The organism is Paludibacterium flexuosum (assembly GCF_037076605.1).
Lineage (GTDB): Bacteria > Pseudomonadota > Gammaproteobacteria > Burkholderiales > Chromobacteriaceae > Paludibacterium.
Genome location: NZ_AP029060.1, coordinates 311967 through 330415 on the forward strand (window position 1 = coordinate 311967; position 18449 = coordinate 330415).

At 63.0% G+C, this 18449-nt stretch carries 17 protein-coding genes; 13 read left to right on the top strand and 4 right to left on the bottom strand.

The annotated features are described in order from the left end of the window. Window positions 1-64: 64 nt before the first annotated feature. Window positions 65-1747, bottom strand: a complete 1683-nt coding sequence (locus tag AACH39_RS01415; RefSeq protein ID WP_338620736.1) for an AarF/UbiB family protein — start codon at window positions 1745-1747, stop codon at window positions 65-67. Between the two features lie 62 nt (window positions 1748-1809). Here AACH39_RS01415 and AACH39_RS01420 point away from each other — a divergent pair, with 62 nt between their 5' ends. From AACH39_RS01420 to AACH39_RS01465, 10 genes are all read left to right on the top strand, one after another. After that, window positions 1810-2526 (top strand): C40 family peptidase, encoded by a 717-nt coding sequence (locus AACH39_RS01420; RefSeq protein WP_215776499.1) that lies wholly within the window; start codon window positions 1810-1812, stop codon window positions 2524-2526. Between the two features lie 103 nt (window positions 2527-2629). After that, complete coding sequence (locus tag AACH39_RS01425; RefSeq protein ID WP_252346049.1) at window positions 2630-2842, top strand: hypothetical protein; 213 nt, start codon at window positions 2630-2632, stop codon at window positions 2840-2842. Between the two features lie 15 nt (window positions 2843-2857). Next, entirely contained in the window at window positions 2858-4105 is a 1248-nt protein-coding gene (locus AACH39_RS01430) for a lipoprotein-releasing ABC transporter permease subunit (RefSeq protein ID WP_338620737.1), read from the top strand. Continuing rightward, window positions 4098-4796, top strand: coding sequence for a lipoprotein-releasing ABC transporter ATP-binding protein LolD (lolD, locus tag AACH39_RS01435; protein ID WP_338620738.1), 699 nt, complete (start codon window positions 4098-4100; stop codon window positions 4794-4796). The genes AACH39_RS01430 and lolD overlap by 8 nt, the downstream gene beginning before the upstream one ends. Window position 4797: 1 nt before the next feature. Continuing rightward, the gene (locus tag AACH39_RS01440; protein WP_338620739.1) at window positions 4798-6105 is read left to right on the top strand and encodes a mechanosensitive ion channel domain-containing protein; all 1308 of its coding nucleotides are present in this window, start codon (window positions 4798-4800) and stop codon (window positions 6103-6105) included. Continuing rightward, on the top strand, window positions 6102-6551 hold the full coding sequence (nudB, locus tag AACH39_RS01445; protein WP_215776490.1) for a dihydroneopterin triphosphate diphosphatase: 450 nt from the start codon (window positions 6102-6104) through the stop codon (window positions 6549-6551). Before AACH39_RS01440 ends, nudB begins: the two co-directional genes overlap by 4 nt. 7 nt (window positions 6552-6558) lie before the next feature. After that, complete coding sequence (locus tag AACH39_RS01450) at window positions 6559-7314, top strand: endonuclease/exonuclease/phosphatase family protein (RefSeq protein ID WP_215776488.1); 756 nt, start codon at window positions 6559-6561, stop codon at window positions 7312-7314. Window positions 7315-7510: 196 nt separating this feature from the next. Then, window positions 7511-8248, top strand: coding sequence for an ATP-binding cassette domain-containing protein (locus AACH39_RS01455; RefSeq protein ID WP_215776486.1), 738 nt, complete (start codon window positions 7511-7513; stop codon window positions 8246-8248). Continuing rightward, on the top strand, window positions 8248-8934 hold the full coding sequence (locus tag AACH39_RS01460; protein WP_215776484.1) for a methionine ABC transporter permease: 687 nt from the start codon (window positions 8248-8250) through the stop codon (window positions 8932-8934). Before AACH39_RS01455 ends, AACH39_RS01460 begins: the two co-directional genes overlap by 1 nt. Window positions 8935-8970: 36 nt before the next feature. Further along, on the top strand, window positions 8971-9780 hold the full coding sequence (locus AACH39_RS01465; RefSeq protein WP_338620740.1) for a MetQ/NlpA family ABC transporter substrate-binding protein: 810 nt from the start codon (window positions 8971-8973) through the stop codon (window positions 9778-9780). Between the two features lie 104 nt (window positions 9781-9884). Here AACH39_RS01465 and AACH39_RS01470 read toward each other — a convergent pair whose 3' ends face one another. From AACH39_RS01470 to ptsP, 3 genes are read right to left on the bottom strand one after another with little or no spacing between them, the layout of a single operon-like run. After that, complete coding sequence (locus AACH39_RS01470; protein ID WP_215776480.1) at window positions 9885-11570, bottom strand: fructose-specific PTS transporter subunit EIIC; 1686 nt, start codon at window positions 11568-11570, stop codon at window positions 9885-9887. Between the two features lie 34 nt (window positions 11571-11604). Then, complete coding sequence (gene pfkB, locus AACH39_RS01475; protein WP_215776477.1) at window positions 11605-12549, bottom strand: 1-phosphofructokinase; 945 nt, start codon at window positions 12547-12549, stop codon at window positions 11605-11607. After that, on the bottom strand, window positions 12546-15044 hold the full coding sequence (gene ptsP, locus AACH39_RS01480) for a phosphoenolpyruvate--protein phosphotransferase (protein ID WP_338620741.1): 2499 nt from the start codon (window positions 15042-15044) through the stop codon (window positions 12546-12548). Before ptsP ends, pfkB begins: the two co-directional genes overlap by 4 nt. 232 nt (window positions 15045-15276) lie before the next feature. On the opposite strand from ptsP, the gene AACH39_RS01485 reads away from it, so the two are divergent. From AACH39_RS01485 to AACH39_RS01495, 3 genes are all read left to right on the top strand, one after another. Next, a complete protein-coding gene (locus tag AACH39_RS01485; RefSeq protein ID WP_338620742.1) occupies window positions 15277-16266 on the top strand; it encodes a LacI family DNA-binding transcriptional regulator in 990 nt (329 codons plus the stop codon). A gap of 102 nt (window positions 16267-16368) precedes the next feature. Continuing rightward, window positions 16369-17208, top strand: coding sequence for a CHAD domain-containing protein (locus AACH39_RS01490; protein ID WP_338620743.1), 840 nt, complete (start codon window positions 16369-16371; stop codon window positions 17206-17208). A 29-nt stretch (window positions 17209-17237) separates the two neighbouring features. Then, window positions 17238-18290, top strand: coding sequence for a sensor domain-containing diguanylate cyclase (locus tag AACH39_RS01495; protein ID WP_215776468.1), 1053 nt, complete (start codon window positions 17238-17240; stop codon window positions 18288-18290). Window positions 18291-18449: the final 159 nt, after the last annotated feature.

Below are 18449 nucleotides of genomic sequence, written 5' to 3' on the forward strand. Positions count from 1 at the left end.
TCCTGCTGTCTCTGCCCCTATATCGTCTTGATCGGGGCGGGCTTGAGCGACTTTTTGCCTTTGCTTACAACTGTTTTCCGGAGCGCCAGATCGAGACGATCAGCCACAGGCTGTTGATCAGCGCAATCAGAAAGCCAAACAGCCCGAGGAAAGGGAAGCCGAACAGCCTGGGGCCGGCATTGACTGTCATGACAATCGATGAGCCGATGATCAGGGCACCGGTCACGATCCCCATGGTCAGCCGGTTGGCGCTGCGATCCAGTTGCCGGGCAAAGCTGTCCAGCCGCTTGAGGTCCAGGTTGACGCTGAACTTGCCCTGGCGCATGTCTTTGCCCAGGCGCGCCATGCCGCGTGGCAGTGAAGACAGCATGCCCAGCGTCTCGCCCAGTGTATGCCGACCCCGCTTGAGCAGGCTGGCGGGGTGGTAGCGCGCCCGCGCCAGACGACGCACGAAGGGCGTCAGATGGTCGATCAGCAGGAAATCCGGATCCAGCTGCCTGCCCAGTCCCTCAAGGGTGATCAGCGCCTTGAACAGCATGGCCAGATCTGCCGGCAACAGAATGGAGTGGTTGCGGATCAGGTCCATGATCTCGCCAATGAGCTGGCTGATGCGCAGGTTTTTCAGCGGAACATGCTCGTAGGCGAACACCAGTTCTCCGATGTCGGCAGCAAACTGGGCTTCGTCGATCGGCTTGCTGCCTGTCCACTCGATCAGAACGTCCATCATCGCGCGCTCGTCGTGCTGGGCCAGGGCCAGCAGCAAATCGACAATCTCGTCGCGGCGGGCGTGTGACAGTCGCCCGACCATACCGAAGTCGACAAAGGCGATGCGCGGCCCGGGCTGGAAAATGACATTGCCCGGGTGCGGGTCGGCGTGGAAAAAACCGTTGACCAGAATCATCTTCAGCACCGCATTGGCGCCATGGTGTGCCATCTGTGCCGGCACCAGGCCGGCCGCATCCAGCAGGTCCAGCCGGCTGCCGGGAATCCCTTCGATGAAGTCCTGTACATTCACCATCGGGTTGGTGTACTGCCAGTGGACGCCGGGGACGGTGACGTGAGGATCTTCGGCGAAGTCGCGGGCAAAGCGCTCCATATTGCGGGCTTCTACCGCCAGATCCAGCTCCCGGGTCATGGAGCGGGCAAACTGCCGCACGATCTCCTGCGGCTGGAAACGGCGCGCATCGGCGAACTCGGACTCCAGCACGCTGGCCAGGTGCGCCAGAATGCGCAGGTCGGCCTGCACCTTTTCCACGATGCCAGGGCGGCGCAGCTTGACTGCCACGGTGCGTCCGTCCCTGAGGACGGCGCGATGCACCTGGGCAATCGAGGCCGAGCCGATGGGGCAGGGATCAAAGCTGGAAAACAGTGCATCCGGCGAAGCGCCCAGCGCCGTCTGCAAGAGCTGCGGCAGTTGCCCGGCATCGATCGGGGGCACTTCGTTCTGCAATTTTTCGAATTCGGCGATCCAGTGCGGGGCAAAGACGTCGACACGGGTCGAGAGAATCTGGCCCAGTTTGATGAACGTCGGGCCCAGCTCCTCGAGCGCCTGTCGGACGCGTACCGGTGTCGGTGTGGTCTCGGGATTGTCCGATTTTTTCAGGTGCAGCCATTCGCCCGCCATCTCGACCGCACGCGGCAAGCGCAGACGTTCGGCAAACTCGCCCAACCCATGCCGGATCAGCACGCCGGAGATCTCTTTCAGTCGCGGCAGATCACGCATGGCAACCAGTGTTTCTTTCAACATATTTTAACTGCCTTGAGTAGGGCGGCTTTACACTGCCAGCCCTGTCCGTTAAAGTCCGGCCTATGAAATTGCACCGCCGCATACTCGCCCTCGCGCTGGCTGGCTGGTTGGCCTGCGTCACCGCCGCACCGGACAAGACACCACCGGATAAAGTTACGAAGGACGATAATACCGCAGCCGAGCCTGCGGGGGACCCCATTGGCAATTATGCCTCTTCGCCGACCGATGATGCCGTCGGCGACATGTTGCTGCAGGCGATCAGCCTGATGGGCGTGGCCTATCGCTTTGGCGGTTCCAACCCCAGTACCGGGCTGGATTGCAGTGGCTTTATCCAGTACGTCTTCAAAAAATCCCTCAAGGTCAATCTGCCGCGCACCGCCGCCGGCATGGCGCGGGTCGGACGTTCTGTCAATAAGACGGAACTGATGCCTGGCGATCTGGTCTTCTTCAATACGCGCGGTTTTTCCTATTCGCATGTCGGTATTTATCTCGGCAACGGCAAGTTCATTCATGCCCCGCGAACCGGCAAGACCATCGAGGTGGCACAGCTGAACCAGTCCTACTGGGTGTCGCATTACAACGGGGCCCGTCGTGTGGCCCGGGGCAGTGGCACGGCCGAGGCGGCGGATAACGCCGATGTGCCGGCAGACAGCGCCGATACGCTCGACACCACGCCGGGCAAGCGCGTCAGTTCGGTTTGTGTCAAGGGCAAGAAGTGCCGCACGGTCAGTGCCAAGGCGGCCGCGCCGAAAAAGGGCAAGAAGAAATCCCGCAAGTAGCATGCTTGCTTGCCCATTTGCACGCGTGTCGGGTCTATAATCCCGGATAGTCTGTCGATGCCCGCTTCAGCGGGCATCGTCGTTCAAAATGGATGGAAATCAAGTGCAACTCGAACTCCCGGTCTGGCTTGGTCCGGACGGCAAGCCGGTGGCTTGTGTCGAAAAACTCAAGGTCATGCGTGAAAACCTGGAAGAGCTGGGGCAGATGGCCCAGGACGCCTTCGAGGATGCCGTGCTGATGGGCTGTGATGAAAATCAGGTCCGCGCGGTGCTGGTCAGCATCATGCAGGCATTGAAAAACCCCTATAACCCTTAAGCCGCAAGGATTCCCATGCAACTGCCCTTTGAGGCGATGATTGGTCTGCGCTACCTGCGTGCCAAACGCCGCAATGGCTTCATCTCGTTCATCTCGCTGATTTCGGTGCTGGGCATTGCGCTCGGCGTGGCGGCGCTGATCATCGTGCTGTCGGTGATGAACGGTTTCCAGAAGGAAATTCGCGGCCGCATTCTCGGTGCCGCCGCGCATATCGAAGTCAGTGATTACCAGGGGCATGTGGCCAACTGGCAGGGGCTGCAGCAGTTTCTGCTCAAGCAGCCGCGCGTACAGGCCGCGGCGCCCTTCGTTTCGGCCCAGGGCCTGATGTCCTTCGGCGGTACAGTGCGCGGCGCCATGGTGCGCGGGGTGAGCCCGGCGCTGGAAAGCCATGTGGTGGACATTGGCCGGCACATGGTTGCCGGAAGCATCGATTCGCTCAAGCCTGGCGGCTTCGGCATCGTGATCGGCAACCAGTTGGCGCAGCAGCTCGGCGTCACGCTGGGCGAGAAGGTCACGCTGATCACGCCGGAGGGCAACATCACCCCGGCTGGCATGATGCCGCGCCTCAAGCAGTTCACGGTGGTGGGCATTTTCAAGATGAATATGTACGAGCTGGATGCCAGCTTTGCCATGATCGACCTGCAGGATGCCCAGGTACTGTTCCGGCTCGGCAATGACGTGACCGGGGTGCGCCTCAGGCTGGACGATGTGATGGCCGCACCGGCAGTCAAGGCGCAGCTGCAGGGGGTGCTGAACCAGAATGCCATGGTCTCCGACTGGACCGACATGAACTCGAATTATTTCCGCGCCGTGCAGATCGAAAAGCGCATGATGACGATTATCCTGACGCTGATTGTTGCCGTGGCGGCCTTTAATCTGGTTTCGACGCTGGTGATGGTTGTCACTGACAAGCAAGCGGATATCGCCATTCTGCGCACCCTCGGGGCGGCGCCGGGCAGCATCATGTCGATCTTCATGATCCAGGGGGCGGTGGCCGGGGTGCTCGGCACCTTGTCCGGCGTGGTGTTTGGCGTGCTGGGCGCCTGGAATATCGATGCGCTCGTCAGCGTCATCGAACACATCACCGGCAGCAAGCTGCTGTCGCCCGAGGTGTACATGATCGATTATCTGCCGACCGACGTGCAGTGGGCGGATGTCAGCATGATTACCATTGTTTCCCTGCTGCTGGCCCTGTTCGCCACGGTATACCCAAGCTGGCGCGCCTCGCGTACCCAGCCGGCGGAGGCCTTGCGCTATGAATAATCCTGCCGTGATCGAATGCCGCGGACTGGGCAAGTCGTTTTGTGAGGGGCCGCTGGATGTGACCGTGCTGTCCGGCGTGGATCTCACCGTGGGGCAGGGCGAGACCATGGCGATTGTCGGTGCTTCGGGCTCGGGCAAGAGTACCTTGCTGCACCTGCTGGGCGGCCTGGACAAACCGACGACCGGCACGGTATCGGTGCTCGGGCGGCCGCTGGCCGGGATGAGCGAGCGCGAGCTGGGTGCCTGGCGCAACGCCAAGCTGGGCTTCGTCTATCAGTTCCACCACCTGCTGCCCGAGTTCTCGGCACTGGAAAACGTCATGATGCCGCTGCTGGTTCGACGCCTGTCGCGTCACGAGGCTGCCGAGCAGGCCGCTACCATGCTGCAGCAGGTTGGCCTCGGACAGCGTCTGGCGCACAAGCCGGGTGAATTGTCCGGCGGCGAACGCCAGCGGGCTGCCATCGCCCGTGCCCTGGTGACCCGTCCGGCCTGTCTGCTGGCCGATGAGCCGACCGGCAATCTGGATCACCATACTGCCAATGTCATATTTGACCTGATGCTTGAATTGAATCAAAGTTTCGGCACCAGCCTGCTGATCGTCACCCATGATCGCGAGCTGGCGGGTCGAACCGACCGGCAATGGCGACTGAGCGATGGCGTGCTGATGCCCGATGCCGCCACCGGAGCCTGACATGATGGGGGGCGTGCTGATGCTGTTCCGACGGGATGAAATGAGTGTCGATGCGCTGATCGACTCGATCCAGACCTGGGCGGGTCTGACCGAGTTCGTGATTGGTGCTGTCTGTCTGCTCGTCGGCTGGTGGCTGAGCCGCCAGGCCTTCCGGCGCTGGTTTTTGCATCATCCTGACCGGTTCGAGCGCTTCCTGCCCTATGCCGGCCTGCGCCTGGTGTTGCCGCTGACCTCCGAACTGCTGCTGTTGTTCAGTGCGGTGGTCTGGGTTGTGGTGCTGCAGCACCGGCCACACGTCCTGCTGGCTTTTGCTGCCATGTTGTTATGGATGGCGATTATCCGCATGTTGACGGCGATCGTGCGCGAGGCTTTGCCCCGTAGCCGCTTCGAGCGACATACCGAGAATTTTATCTCGACGGTGCTGTGGCTGGCCTTTGTCACCTGGGCGATCCAGCTGGATGATTTCGTGCTGGACTGGATGGAGTCGATCTCCTTCCGTATTGGCAAGGTACAGCTTGATTTGTCGATGATCCTCAGCGCCCTGCTGTGGGTGTCGGTGATCATGTTTGCCTCCCTGTGGATCAGTCGTGCGGTGGAAAAGCGGCTGATGCGCCTGACCGAGCTCGACCTCAATCTGCGCATCGTGTTTTCCAAGCTGGCCCGCACCGGCCTGATGATCGCCGCGGTGCTGATCGCCTTGCCGATCGTCGGTATCGACCTGACCGTGCTGTCAGTCTTCGGCGGTGCCCTCGGTGTTGGTCTCGGCTTCGGCTTGCAAAAGATTGCCAGCAGCTATGTTTCAGGCTTTATCATCCTTCTCGACCGCTCGATTCGCATTGGCGACCGCCTGATGGTCGGCGACCGGGTCGGCTACGTGACCAAGATCACTTCGCGCTTTGTGGTGCTCAAGGGTACGGATGGCACCGAGGCGCTGATTCCCAATGACACCATGATTGCCAATACGGTGATCAACCAGTCTTACTCCGACAAGATCATGTGGAGCAGTGTCAAGGTGGATGTCGCCTACGACACCGATCTGGAGCTGGCACTCAGGCTGGTGGAACAGGCCGCACGCCATCCGCGGGTGCAGGCCGAGCCGGGGCCGCGCGGTTTTGTGACCCAGTTCGGCGCCAGTGGAATCACCCTGGAAGTCGGTTTCTGGGTGCTGGATCCGGAAAACGGCTTTCTCGGTCTGAAGTCCGATATCCACATGGCCATCTGGCGTTTGTTCCGCGAACAGGGTGTGACCATGCCGTTCCCGCAGATGGAGGTGGCGGTCAAGTCGCTGCCTGCGGAGAAAGCGCCATGAAGACCTGGAAACAGCCCGAGTCAGTGCTGGTGGTGATTCATACCCTGGCGGGAGAGGTGCTGCTGCTGGAGCGTGCCGACCGGCCTGGCTTCTGGCAGTCCGTCACCGGCAGCCGAGAGGGCGATGAGTCGCTGTTCGAGACGGCCCGGCGCGAGGTGTGCGAGGAAACCGGCCTGCTGGCCGAGGCGCCGGCCCTGAGCGACTGGGGTATCAGCAATACCTACGAAATTTATCCGCACTGGCGTCATCGTTACGCGCCCGGTGTGACGCACAACCGCGAGCAGGTGTTCGGCCTGCAATTGCCAGACCGCCTGCCGGTCCGGCTGGCGCCGGGGGAGCATCTGGCCTGGTGCTGGCTGCCCTGGCAGCAGGCGGCTGAGCGGGTGTTCTCGCCTTCCAATGCCGAGGCGCTGCGGCTGCTGCCCTCGCGCCTGGCGCCGGGGTAGGGGGACCATGCAGCCGCTCAGCGTCGTGACCTTCAACATGCACAAGGGCATGTCGCCGCTGAACCGGCATGTGCGGCTGGAAGACATCGCCAGGGCGCTGGCAGCGCAGGCGCCGGATCTGCTGTTCCTGCAGGAAGTGCAGGGCAAGAACCGCCGTCGCGCCCTGCATCATGCCGACTGGTCGGTGGTGCCGCAGCACCACTTCCTGGCGCGCCGGCTCAATCTGCGTGCCGCCTACGGGCTGAATGCCGCCTATGAGCACGGCCACCATGGCAATGCCGTGCTGACACGTTTTCCCATCGATTCCTGGTGCAATCTGGATATTTCGGTCAACCCGCTGGAAAGTCGCGGTGTGCTGCATTGTCAGCTGCAGCCCGCCGGCTGGCCGACGCCGGTGGTGGCGCTGTGTGCTCATCTGAATCTGCTGGGGCACGACCGGCGCAAGCAATATCACACGCTGGCACGCTATATCCGCGAAAATATTCCTGCGCAGCTGCCATTGATTCTGGCCGGTGACTTCAATGACTGGCGTGGCCAGGCCACGCAATGTCTGCAGCAGGAGGCTGGACTGAGTGAAGTGCATCAAAGTCTTTTTGGTAGCCATGCCCGCAGTTTTCCTGCACGTTTGCCGATGTTGTCGCTGGATCGCATCTATGTGCGTGGTCTGCGTCCGGTGGCCGCAGCCGTGCTGGAGGACCATCCCTGGCCCCACCTTTCTGACCATCTGCCACTGACGGCTTCTTTGTTGCCGATGTTGCTTTAAGAAAAACCTGTTGACACAAACTGAAAATTCCTGTTCAATAAAAAACACAATTTATCGCCGATTTGAACACAGCTTGCGGGCGTAAAACAGCTAAAGCGTGGGTAGCCTTGCGGCTACAGTCCTCTCGCAGCGTGAGTGGCATTCCATGTACAGCCCGCCAGCAGTTCCGGCGGGCTTTATGTTTTGGAGTGTTGCCATGATTCAATTGCAGTCGGTGTCCAAGCGTTTCCAGCGCCCCGAGGGGGGCTGGTTTCATGCCGTTGATGACACCACGCTCTCTATCGCCCAGGGCGAGATTTTCGGTTTGATCGGTTTTTCCGGTGCCGGCAAATCGACCCTGTTGCGTCTGATCAATCTGCTGGAGCGCCCGGATAGCGGTGCCGTGATCGTCGATGGTCAGGATCTCACCGCCCTGAGCGCGGCACAGCTGCGTCGTGCGCGCCAGAATATCGGCATGGTGTTTCAGCAATTCAACCTGCTGGCTAATCGCACCGTGGCACAGAATGTGGCCTTCCCGCTGGAGATCGCCGGCTGGCGCAAGGCCGATATCGCCAGCCGCGTGGCCGAATGCCTCGAGGTGGTTCACCTGAGCGATCGCGCCGACCATTATCCGGCGCAGCTGTCGGGTGGCCAGAAGCAGCGTGTCGGGATTGCCCGTGCCCTGGCGCCGCGCCCACACGTCATTCTGGCCGACGAGCCGACCTCGGCCCTCGATCCGAAAACCACCCAGTCCATCCTGTCTTGCCTGCAGGAAATCAATCAGCGCTTTGGTGTCACCGTCGTGGTGGTGACCCATGAAATGGGGGTGGTGCGTTCGATCTGCCACCGTGCGGCGGTACTGAATCAGGGGCAGGTGGTCGAGGTCATGACCATTGACGATGGGGCGGTACAGGCGCAATCCGAACTGGCGCGTTCGCTGCTGGAGGCTGCGTGATGGACATCGCTCAACTGAATGATATTTGGCAGGACCTGAGCCTGATGGGGCCGGAGATCGGCCAGGCGCTGATCGAGACCGCCATGATGCTGGGCCTGGGGCTGGCCGCCGCCATTCTGCTGGGAGGGCCGCTTGGCATTGTGCTCTACCTGACCCGACCCGGGCAGATGTTCGCTCATCGGGGCGTGCATGGCGTGCTGGGCTGGCTGGTGAACCTGGTGCGGTCCTTTCCCTTCATCATTTTGATGGTGTCGCTGGTGCCGCTGACCCGGCTGATTGTCGGCAGCACCATTGGCCCGGTGGCGGCATCGGTGCCGCTGGCCTTTGCCGCTATCCCGTATTTTGCCCGTCTGGTCGAGCAGACCCTGCGCGAAATTCCGCGCGGTGTGATCGAAGCGGCCGAAGCCATGGGGGCCAGTCCCTGGCAGATCATTGCCAAGGTCCTGCTCAACGAAGCGCGCGCCGGGCTGATTTCCAGCCTGACCATCCTGACCATCAGCTTCCTGTCCTATACGGCGGTTGCCGGGGTGGTGGGTGGCGGTGGCATCGGTGACCTGGCTATCCGCTATGGCTACTACCGCTTCCAGACCGATGTGATGGTGGCCATGGTGCTGTTGCTGGTGGCCATCGTGCAGATCATCCAGTTTGTCGGCAATCGTCTGGCCCATCGGCTGGACAAACGCTAACGCTTACCTCAAGTCATGAAACAAGGAGAAATGACAATGCAGAAATGGATCGTGAAATCGCTGGTAGCCTCGCTGGTAGGCTTGTCGCTGAGTGCTTCGGCGCTGGCCGCCGACCCGGCCAAGAAAAATATCGTGATCGGGACCACCGTCGGTGACTTCGGCGACATGGTCAAGCAGCAGATCAAGCCGCTGCTGGAGAAAGAAGGCTACAGCGTGCGCCTGGTGGAATTCACCGACTACGTTCGCCCGAACCTGGCGCTGGCCGAAGGCTCGCTGGACGTCAACGTGTTCCAGCACAAGCCCTATCTGGACAGCTTCGCCGCCGAACACAAGCTGCAGCTGACGCCGGTGTTCCAGGTGCCGACCGCCCCGCTGGGTCTCTATTCCGGCAAGCTGAAGTCCCTCAAGGACGTCAAGCCGGGCGCTACCGTGGCGGCACCGAACGACCCGAGCAACTTTGCCCGTGTGCTGGTGATGCTCAACGACCTGGGCTGGATCAAGCTCAAGGCCGGCATCAACCCGCTGACCGCCTCGCAACATGACATCGCGGCCAATCCGAAAAACATCAAGCTGCTGCCGCTGGAAGCCGCCCAATTGCCGCGTGCGCGCAGCGATGCTGACTTCGCTGTCATCAACGGCAACTATGCCACCAGCTCCGGCATCAAGCTGACCGAAGCGCTGTATCAGGAAAAGAGCTATGCCTACGTCAACTGGGGGGTGGTGCGCAGTGCCGATGCGGCCAAGCCCTGGGCCAAGGACGTGATTGCTGCCTATAACTCGGCGGAATTCAAGAGCTGGGCCAAGCAGAAATATGCCGGCTACAAGCTGCCGGCCAACTGGAAATAAACCGTTTTTTGCGTCAAGGCGTATTCACGGGGGCTTCGGCCCCCTTTTTTTTGCCCGAAAAAAAGCCGCGCACCAGGGGGCGCGGCGAGGGAGAGACGAGGGGGTCAGGCCTTGACCGGCTTCTTCAGCAGCCGCAGCAACAGGGCTGTGACCACGGTGCCGACGATCAGGCACAGGACATAGCTGCCCAGATGGGTGACGGCATTGGGGATGGGCAGAATGAAAATGCCACCGTGCGGGACGCGCTGCTCCACGCCCAGCATCATTGCCAGGGCGCCGGTGAGCGCCGAGCCGCCCATCAGGGCCGGGATGACGCGCAGCGGATCGCGGGCGGCAAAGGGGATGGCCCCTTCGGTGATGAAGGAAATGCCCAGTACGGCAGCTGCCTTGCCGGCCTCGTGTTCATCGCGCGTGAAGCGATCGGCAAAGATCCAGGTGGCCAGGGCAATCCCCAGTGGCGGCGTCATGCCGGCGGCCATCGCGGCGGCCATCGGCGCATAGACCTGACTGGCGATCATCGCGGTACTGAAGGTGTAGGCCGCCTTGTTGACCGGTCCGCCCATATCGAAAGCCATCATGCCGCCGATCAGCGCGCCCAGCAGGATGGCGCTCGAGCCCTGCATGCTCTTGAGCCACTCGGTCAGCCAGGCCAGTGCGCCGGCGACCGGGGTGCCGACGACATAGATCATCAGCAGCCCCACCAGCAGCGAGCCCAGGACCGGCAGAATCAGCACCGGTTTCAGGCTGTCCAGATTGCGGTGCAGCTTGATGTGACGGTTGAGCCAGTCGGTGCCGTAACCGGCGATGAAGCCGGCCACGATGCCGCCCAGAAAGCCCGAACCCAGGCTGCCGGCCAGCATGCCGCCGACCATGCCGGGGGTGATGCCGGGACGATCGGCGATGGAGTAGGCAATGTAGCCGGACAAAATCGGCACCATCAGGGCGAAGGCAGATTTGGCCCCGATCTGGAACAGTGCCCAGGCCAGGGTGCCCTTGTGGCTGTCATCGAAGGCATAGATGCCCCCCAGGGCGAAGGCCAGGGCGATCAGGATGCCGCCGGCCACCACAAATGGCAGCATGAACGATACCCCGGTCATCAGATGTTTGTACGGCCCGCTGCGCTGGGCGCTCAGGTCGGCCTTGGCTGCCATGGTCTGGTCCAGCAGCGAGGCGCTTGGTGTCTGTTCGCGTGCTTCGGCGATGGCGCGTCGAACCAGTTCGGTACCGTCGGCAATGGCCTGCTTGGTGCTGGCGTGCAGGATGCGCTTGCCGCCAAAGCGCGACAGGTCGACCTGGGTGTCGGCGGCGATGATGACCAGGTCGGCTCCGGCAATCTCCTCTGCGCTCAGGGTGTTCTGTGCCCCGACCGAACCCTGGGTCTCCACCTTGATGTGGTGTCCGAGTGCCTTGGCGCCCTGAATCAGCCCTTCGGCCGCCATGAAGGTGTGGGCCACCCCGACCGGGCAGGCGGTGATGCCGACAATCGACAGGCCGGCTGCAGCGCTGCCGGCACCGGCCCCGCCCAGCGCGGCGGCCGGATCGTTCAGCACGGCATCCAGACTTAACTGGCGCTGTGGTTTCTGGGCGAAGCGCGCCTTGTCGGCAGGTTCGCCCACCAGCAGGATCTCGCTGGCCCCGGCTATTTCGGCCGCTGTCAGGGACGGCGTGCCATTGATCTCGATACTCAGCGTCAGGCCGCGCTTTTGCGCCGCCTGCTTGAGCGCTTCACTGGCCAGCAGGGCCTGGGTCAGACGCCCCGGGTCGGTGATGACGACAATCGTGTTGGACATGGTCTGTCTCCTCTGGGTGTTGGCTGCAGGCCGCTCAGGCAGGCAGTCGGGTCAGCTGGACTTCTGCGGCCAGCTTGTCAATGGTGGAACGGTCGGGCAGGTTCGGGCCGAGAAAAGCCAGCTTGCCGGCGGCGAAGGCCATGGCCTGGCGCATGCTGTCTTCCCATGCCAGTCCGGCATGCTGGGCGGCAACCCAGCCGGCCAGCAGTGCATCCCCGGCGCCCACTGTGCTCAGTGGTTTCTGCGGTGCCGAGCGGGCCAGCCACTGGCCGGGCTCGCCGACAAACAGCGCGCCCTGTTCGCCGAGCGAGACGATGACCTGGCGAACGCCCGAACGGTGAATAGACAGCGCCGTGTCCAGGATGTCACGGATTTCCGGCAGGGGGTGGCCTGCCCATTGCGCCAGTTCCTCGCGATTGGGTTTGATGCAGTCGGGCAGGGTGGTGCCGGCCAGTGCCCGGCGCAACGGTTCGCCGCTGGTGTCGAGGATGATGCGGCTCTGATCATCGGCCAGGCGGCTGCACAGTCTGGCGTAGCAGTCATCCGGGATGCCGGTCGGCAGGCTGCCGGACAGAACGATGTAGCGTCCGGGTTCGGCCAGCTCGTCCAGGGTGTCGCGCCAGCGCGCAAACACCGCCGGATCGACCGCTACCCCGGGCAGGTTGATGTCGGTGGTGTTCTGCTCGCTGCTGAGTTTGATGTTGACGCGGGTATGACCCGGCTGCAGGACAAAGCGGTTGCCGATGCCTTTCTGGTGGAACATCTCGGCGAAGGTGTCCGCACTGTCGCGTCCCAGAATGCCGGTGGCGATCACCGGAATATCCCAGTCGGCGAGGCAGCCGGCCACATTGACGCCCTTGCCGCCCGGGTGACTCTGGCTGTCCAGCGCTGCGTTGACTGCCCCGGGGTGGAGTTGCGTCAGGCGTACCGTCTGGTCGATAGCGGGATTCAGCGTCACGGTAATGATCGGGTTGCTCATGCGCTTTCTCCACACAGGCGGCGTACGTCAGCGGCGTTGTCGCAGGCCAGGGCGCGCTCGGCCAGTGCCTGCAGCCCATCCTTGCGACTGGCGCGCAGTCGTGCCTTCACTGCCGGGATGTCGCTCGGGCTCATCGACAGTTTGTCGACCCCGAGGCCGGCCAGGATGGTCGCACCATCCGGGTCACCGGCCAGGCCGCCGCAGACGCTGACATCAATGCCATTGCTGTGGGCGCCTTCCACCGTCTGACGAATCAGGCGCAGCACGGCCGGATGCAGGGCGTCCGCCTGGGCGGCCAGCTGCGGATGCTGGCGGTCCATGGCCAGCACATACTGCGTCAGGTCATTGGTGCCGATGGAGAAGAAGTCGGCATGCAGTGCCAGCTTGTCGGCCAGTACTGCCGCTGCCGGCACTTCGATCATGATGCCCAGCGGGATGGTTGGAGCCTGCAGCGACTGGCGGATCGCTTCGCAGCGCTGTCGCAGCTGCTGCAGCTCGGCGACGCTGGTGATCATCGGGAACATCACGGACAGCGGCCCATGAATCGCGGCCCGATACAGCGCCCGCATCTGGGTATCCAGCAGGTCGGGGCGCTGCAGCAGCAGCCGGGCGCCACGTACGCCGAGGAAAGGATTGTCCTCGGCCGGCAGGGTCAGCCAGGGGGCCTGCTTGTCGCCACCGATGTCCAGCGTGCGGACCACCAGCGGTTTGCCATCCAGTGCGCTGAGCATGGCGCGGTAAGCCTGGTATTGCTCCTCTTCTTCCGGCGCATGGTCGCGCTCGACGAACAGCAGTTCGGTGCGCATCAGGCCAACGCCTTCGGCGCCGGACTGCAGGGCGCCGGCGGCCTGATCGTCCCGGTTGATATTGGCCTGGATACCGAGGCGATGGCCATCCAGCGTCTGGGCCGGTAAACCGGCGCTCTGCTGTGCCGACTGCAAGGCCTGGCGCTGGCGCGCCATGCTCTCCTGCGCCTGCTGCAGTGCCTGTTTGCCCGGGTTGAGGTAGAGCGCTCCCTGCTGACCATCGAGAATCACCTGGGTGCCATCGGCGATCTGCAGCAAGTCATCGCCGGCGCCGACCAGGGCCGGCAGGCCAAGCGTGCGGGCCAGAATCGCGGTGTGCGAGGTCGGGCCGCCCCGGGCGGTACACAGACCGAGAATATTGGCGGGGTCCAGGCGCGCCGTGTCCGAGGGCGCCAGGTCCTCGGCCAGCAAAATGACCTTCTCCGCAGGATTCAGCCGGTGTCCGCTTGTCTGGCCGGGCAGCAGCAGATCCAGGACTGACCGTCCGGCATCGCGCAGGTCGGCGGCCCGCGCCGCCAGCAGGGGGTTGGGGTTGTCCTGCAGGCGGCTGGCGCTTTCCTCCACGGCTTGTTGCCAGGACCAGGCGACCCCATGACCGGCAGCCATCAGGCGGCAGCAGTGCCCGATCAGCTCGCCGTCACTGAGCAAGGTGTTTTGGGCGTGGAAGATCTGTGCGGCCTCGGCGCCGAGTCGGGCCTGTGTGTCGTCTGCCAGTGTCTGCAGTGCCTGGCGTGCCTGCTGCAGGGCATCCTCCAGGCGTTGTCCCCCTTCGGCCAGCGAGCCCGGCACGTCCTCGACCTGATGCTGGCGGGTTTGCCAGCGCCGGGTGATGCCGATGGCCAGCCCGGGGCTGGCGCCGATGCCTTGCAGGCTGTCCAGTCCCGCCTCGGGCGTGAAGAGTGGCGAGGCCGCCGCCCGCGCCTTGGCTTTGGCCAGCTCGGCGGAGGCTTTCTCGCTCTGACTCAGTGACTGCATGCAGGCAAACAAGCCATCCAGCGCCTGTTCGGCATCGCTGCCGTCAGCCGACAGCGTCAGGATATCTCCCTGCTGCAGACCGAGCTGAAGCAGGCCGACCAGATGCCGGGCGTCGGCCACTTCGTGGCCGTGGCGGATCTGCAGTCTTGCGGCATACTGCTTGGCGGTATTGACCCAGACGCTGGCCGGGCGCGCATGCAGCCCGTTCGGGTAGTCCAGTTGCCAGGTCTGGCGCCAGGGCAGGTCATGGGCCGGCTCCGGGGCGGGCTGGCTGACGCCCGGCGAGGCATTCAGCGCCTGCAGGATCTGCTCGGCATCACCGGTATGAAACAACTGCTGCATCAGGGCTTCATCCTGCATCATGCGTGTCAGCCGGCGCAGGATGGCGAGGTGCTCGTCGGAGCGCGCGGCAATCCCTACCACCAGATGAACGGTTTCTCCCGGGTTCCAGGTCAGTCCCGCCGGGCTTTGCAAGACCACAATGCCAGTTTGTCTGATCAGCGAGCGGTCCTCGGGCATGCCGTGCGGAATCGCCACGCCATGGCCGAGAAAAGTGTTGGAAACGTTTTCACGTTTAAGCAAGCTTGTGCCATATTCGATCGGTGCGATGTCACAGGCTGCCATCAGCGCCGCAATCTGCTCTATAGCCTCGTCTTTGCTGGAAGCATCAGAAGATAAAAGAATATTTTTACTTTGCAGTATGGTTTCGTTCATGGCGAGGCTACCGTTTGAGAAGATCTGCTATGATTGAAAACGATTACATCATAAAAGTCAATTTGCCGTGGATACCCTCTGGTTGATTCATGACTTTTTGTGGCGGGAGACGGGGGGCATGCTGGCCGGCAGCCCGGGACGCCGGCCGTTTGCCGGTCTGGTCCTTAAGTAATTGGCCGAGGCAGGGCACAATGGTGCCTGCAAGATCATTTTTTACAAGCGGGGTAGGTTCATGGGGGCAAAGATCAAGGATGTCGCTGCACTGGCCGGGGTGTCGGTCGCGACCGTTTCGCGCGTGCTGAGCAACGGGCCGGTGAGTGCGGCGCTGCGTCAGCAGGTGGAGGCGGCCGTGCAGCAACTCGGCTACCGTCCCAATCTGTCGGCCCGGCGCCTGCGTTCGCAGCATAGTCAGACCATCGGCCTGATCGTGGCGGATATCCGCAATCCTTTTTTCACCGCGGTCAGCCGGGCGGTCGAAGATGTGGCGTATCAGGCCGGCATGCGGGTCATCCTGTGCAATGCTGACGAAAACCCCGACAAAGAAGCCATGTATCTGCGCCTGATGCAGGAGGAACGGGTATGCGGCGTGATTTTTTCTCCGACCAGTGTGACGGCGCGGCGCTTTCGTCCCGAGCGCTTCGAATTTCCCGTGGTGATGATTGACCGTGCCGCTCCCCCGGGCACCACCGATACCGTGGTACTCGACAACCGCCTGGCGGCCAGCCATCTGACCGAGCACCTGCTGGCACAAGGTTACCGCCGCATCAGCGGGCTGTTCGGCAATATCAGTGCCACCGGCAAGGAGCGTGCTGCCGGGTACTGCGCGGCGCTGGAGGCGCACGGACTCAAACCGGACGCCCGCTTCATCGCACCAGGCAGCGACCCTGCCGCACGGGCCGTGCAGCAGCTGTTGCAAGCGCCAGAGCGCCCCGATGCCCTGATTGCCAGCAATGGCCTGCTCTTGCTGGGCGCCATGCAGGCCGTGCACGCCACCGGCTTGAAAATGCCCCAGCAAATCGGCCTGGCCGGCTTCGATAACGATCTCTGGACCGGCCTGGTGGACGATGGCCTGACCGTCATCGAACAGCCGGTGGCCGATATCGGCACCATGGCCATGGACATGCTGCTGTCGCGGCTGCAAAACCCGGCACTGTCACCCCGTCAGCTGGTCCTGCACGGCAAGCTGCTGGCCCGCGGTTCGACGCGTCTGCAGTCTGCCTGAAGGTCTGTCCGGGGCGGCCATCGCGCATTCGGGACGAATAGCGCTTGTCTTCGCCTGCCGGGCAGGGCAAGCTGACAGGGTCATCGTCTCAATGAAGATGTCATGAAAGCCAAGTCCCCATCCGGTGTACTGCTGGTGCATTGCCAGTCCCTGCATCAGGCGGCCCTGCTGGCGTGCCGGCAACTCAGGCAACCCGCCCTGGCCGCCGATGCCCTCTATCAGCTACGCCTGACCCTGCGTATTTTCCGTATTCTGCTGCCCCTGGTACGCAAGGATCCTGCCTGCCAGACGCTGTCGGTTACGCTGGACCTGTGTTACCGCGCCACCTCACGTCTGCGTGACCGCCAGGTGGGGATTGGTCTGATCCGGCTGCTGGAGGCGCGCTGGCCGCGCAATCGCCGCCGGCCATCGACCGCGCTGGCGCAGGCGCTGCGCCAGCAATATGCCCAGTTCGCCCGCGAGATGGCGGTGCTGGGGCTGGAGCCCGCGCTGGGACAGATGCTTGAGGCCGTCGAGCGGCTGGAACAACGCCTGTCGGCCAAAAAACTGCGGCGACGCGCCAGCCGTCACGCCGACGACCTGGCCGCACAGCTCGGGCGGCGCATGCAGCAGGCTCTCAGGCGACAACGTGCGCGCGACTGGCACCGCCTGCGCCTGGCAATCAAGCATTATCGTTTCTGGGTGCTGGCGCTGGCCGATCAGTTGCCCGATGTCCACGCGCGGCAGGTGCGCGAGCTCAAGTCGCTGCAGGTGGCATTGGGCGACTGTCATGACTGGGACGTCCTGTTGCACTGGCTGCCCGAGGTGCCTGACGCGCCGCTGGCGGCGTGGGAGCCGGTGATCGCACAATTCCAACAGGTGGACATGCAGCGTGCCATGACCTTGCTGCAACCCTTGCTGCGTCGTCATGGTTTGGTGGATATTCCCGATGGTATAAGCTGAAATCAGAAGCTACTCAATTGAGGTGACGCATGCTGCATACCAAATTGCGCGCGGTGTCCGAGGCGCAGACACGACTGGAATCGTTGCGGCGCATGCTGACGCTGGGAGCGCCGGCTGAGCATGAGTATCTGCGTGTCACGCGGCTGGCGCAGAAACTGTTCCAGGTGCCGATCACCTTTGTCTCCGTGCTGGACGGGCAGAATCAGTACATGATGTCGCCGCTGGGCCTGGCTCCGGTGGCGGTGCCCTGCGAGCAATCCCTTTGTCAGCACGTGGTCAAGGCCAAGCAGCGTATCGTCTGTGAGGATGCGAGTCAGGATGAGCGTTTTGCCCATGTTCCGGCGGTGACCGGGGCACCGGGTATTCGCTTTTATGCGGCGCAGCCGATTCACAATGCCGAAGGCCATGTCATCGGCGCTCTATGCATTGCCGATACCCGGCCGCGCAGCATCAGCGAAGCCGAGTTGCAGGGGCTGGAAGATCTGGGCTATCTGCTGGAAGCCACCATTGCCCTGCGTTATCTGAGTTTCTCCCATGAGCGCGCGCTGGTGTTTGCCAGTGCCGTCGGGCGCGAGGCCATCACCGATGAGCTGACCTCGGTGTTCAATCGCCGCGGCATCATCGACATGGCCAATCATGCCTATGCGCGTTGTATTCACGAGCATCGCGGTTTCTCTCTGGCTCTGGTCGATCTGGATCATTTCAAGGCCATCAACGACGAGTTCGGCCATCTGGTTGGCGATGAGGTGCTGAAAGAGGCGGCGCACCGTATCCAGCGCACGCTGCGCGGTGGCGATATCGTCGGCCGCTGGGGCGGTGAGGAGTTTCTGGTGGTGTTGCCGGGTTCCAGTCCTTCGGTGCTGCAGGATGTCGGCAACAAGCTGGTCCAGGTGATCAGCGGGCCGGTGATTGTCGGGGAAAGCAAGGTGCAATTGTCGGCCAGCGTCGGACTGGTGGGCGTCGGGACGGCCCGCGAGGTCTTCGACGAGGTGACCTGGCTGGAGGCGGCCGATCAGGCGCTGTATATGGCCAAGGAACGCGGCCGGGCGCAGGCGGTGGTTTATCCGAGTGCGCCGGGGTGATCAGGGTGATTTTTCTTGTCCGCTAGCGCGGACGATGTTTTGACGCAGCGACCCCGCTGCACCGGGGCAGGGGCGGTGTCCCGCCACCGCCCCTTGCATCGCCAGGCGGCCCCCGAGCGGGGAAACGCGTCACAACGGGGGGGCGTGCCGGGGTTGGCA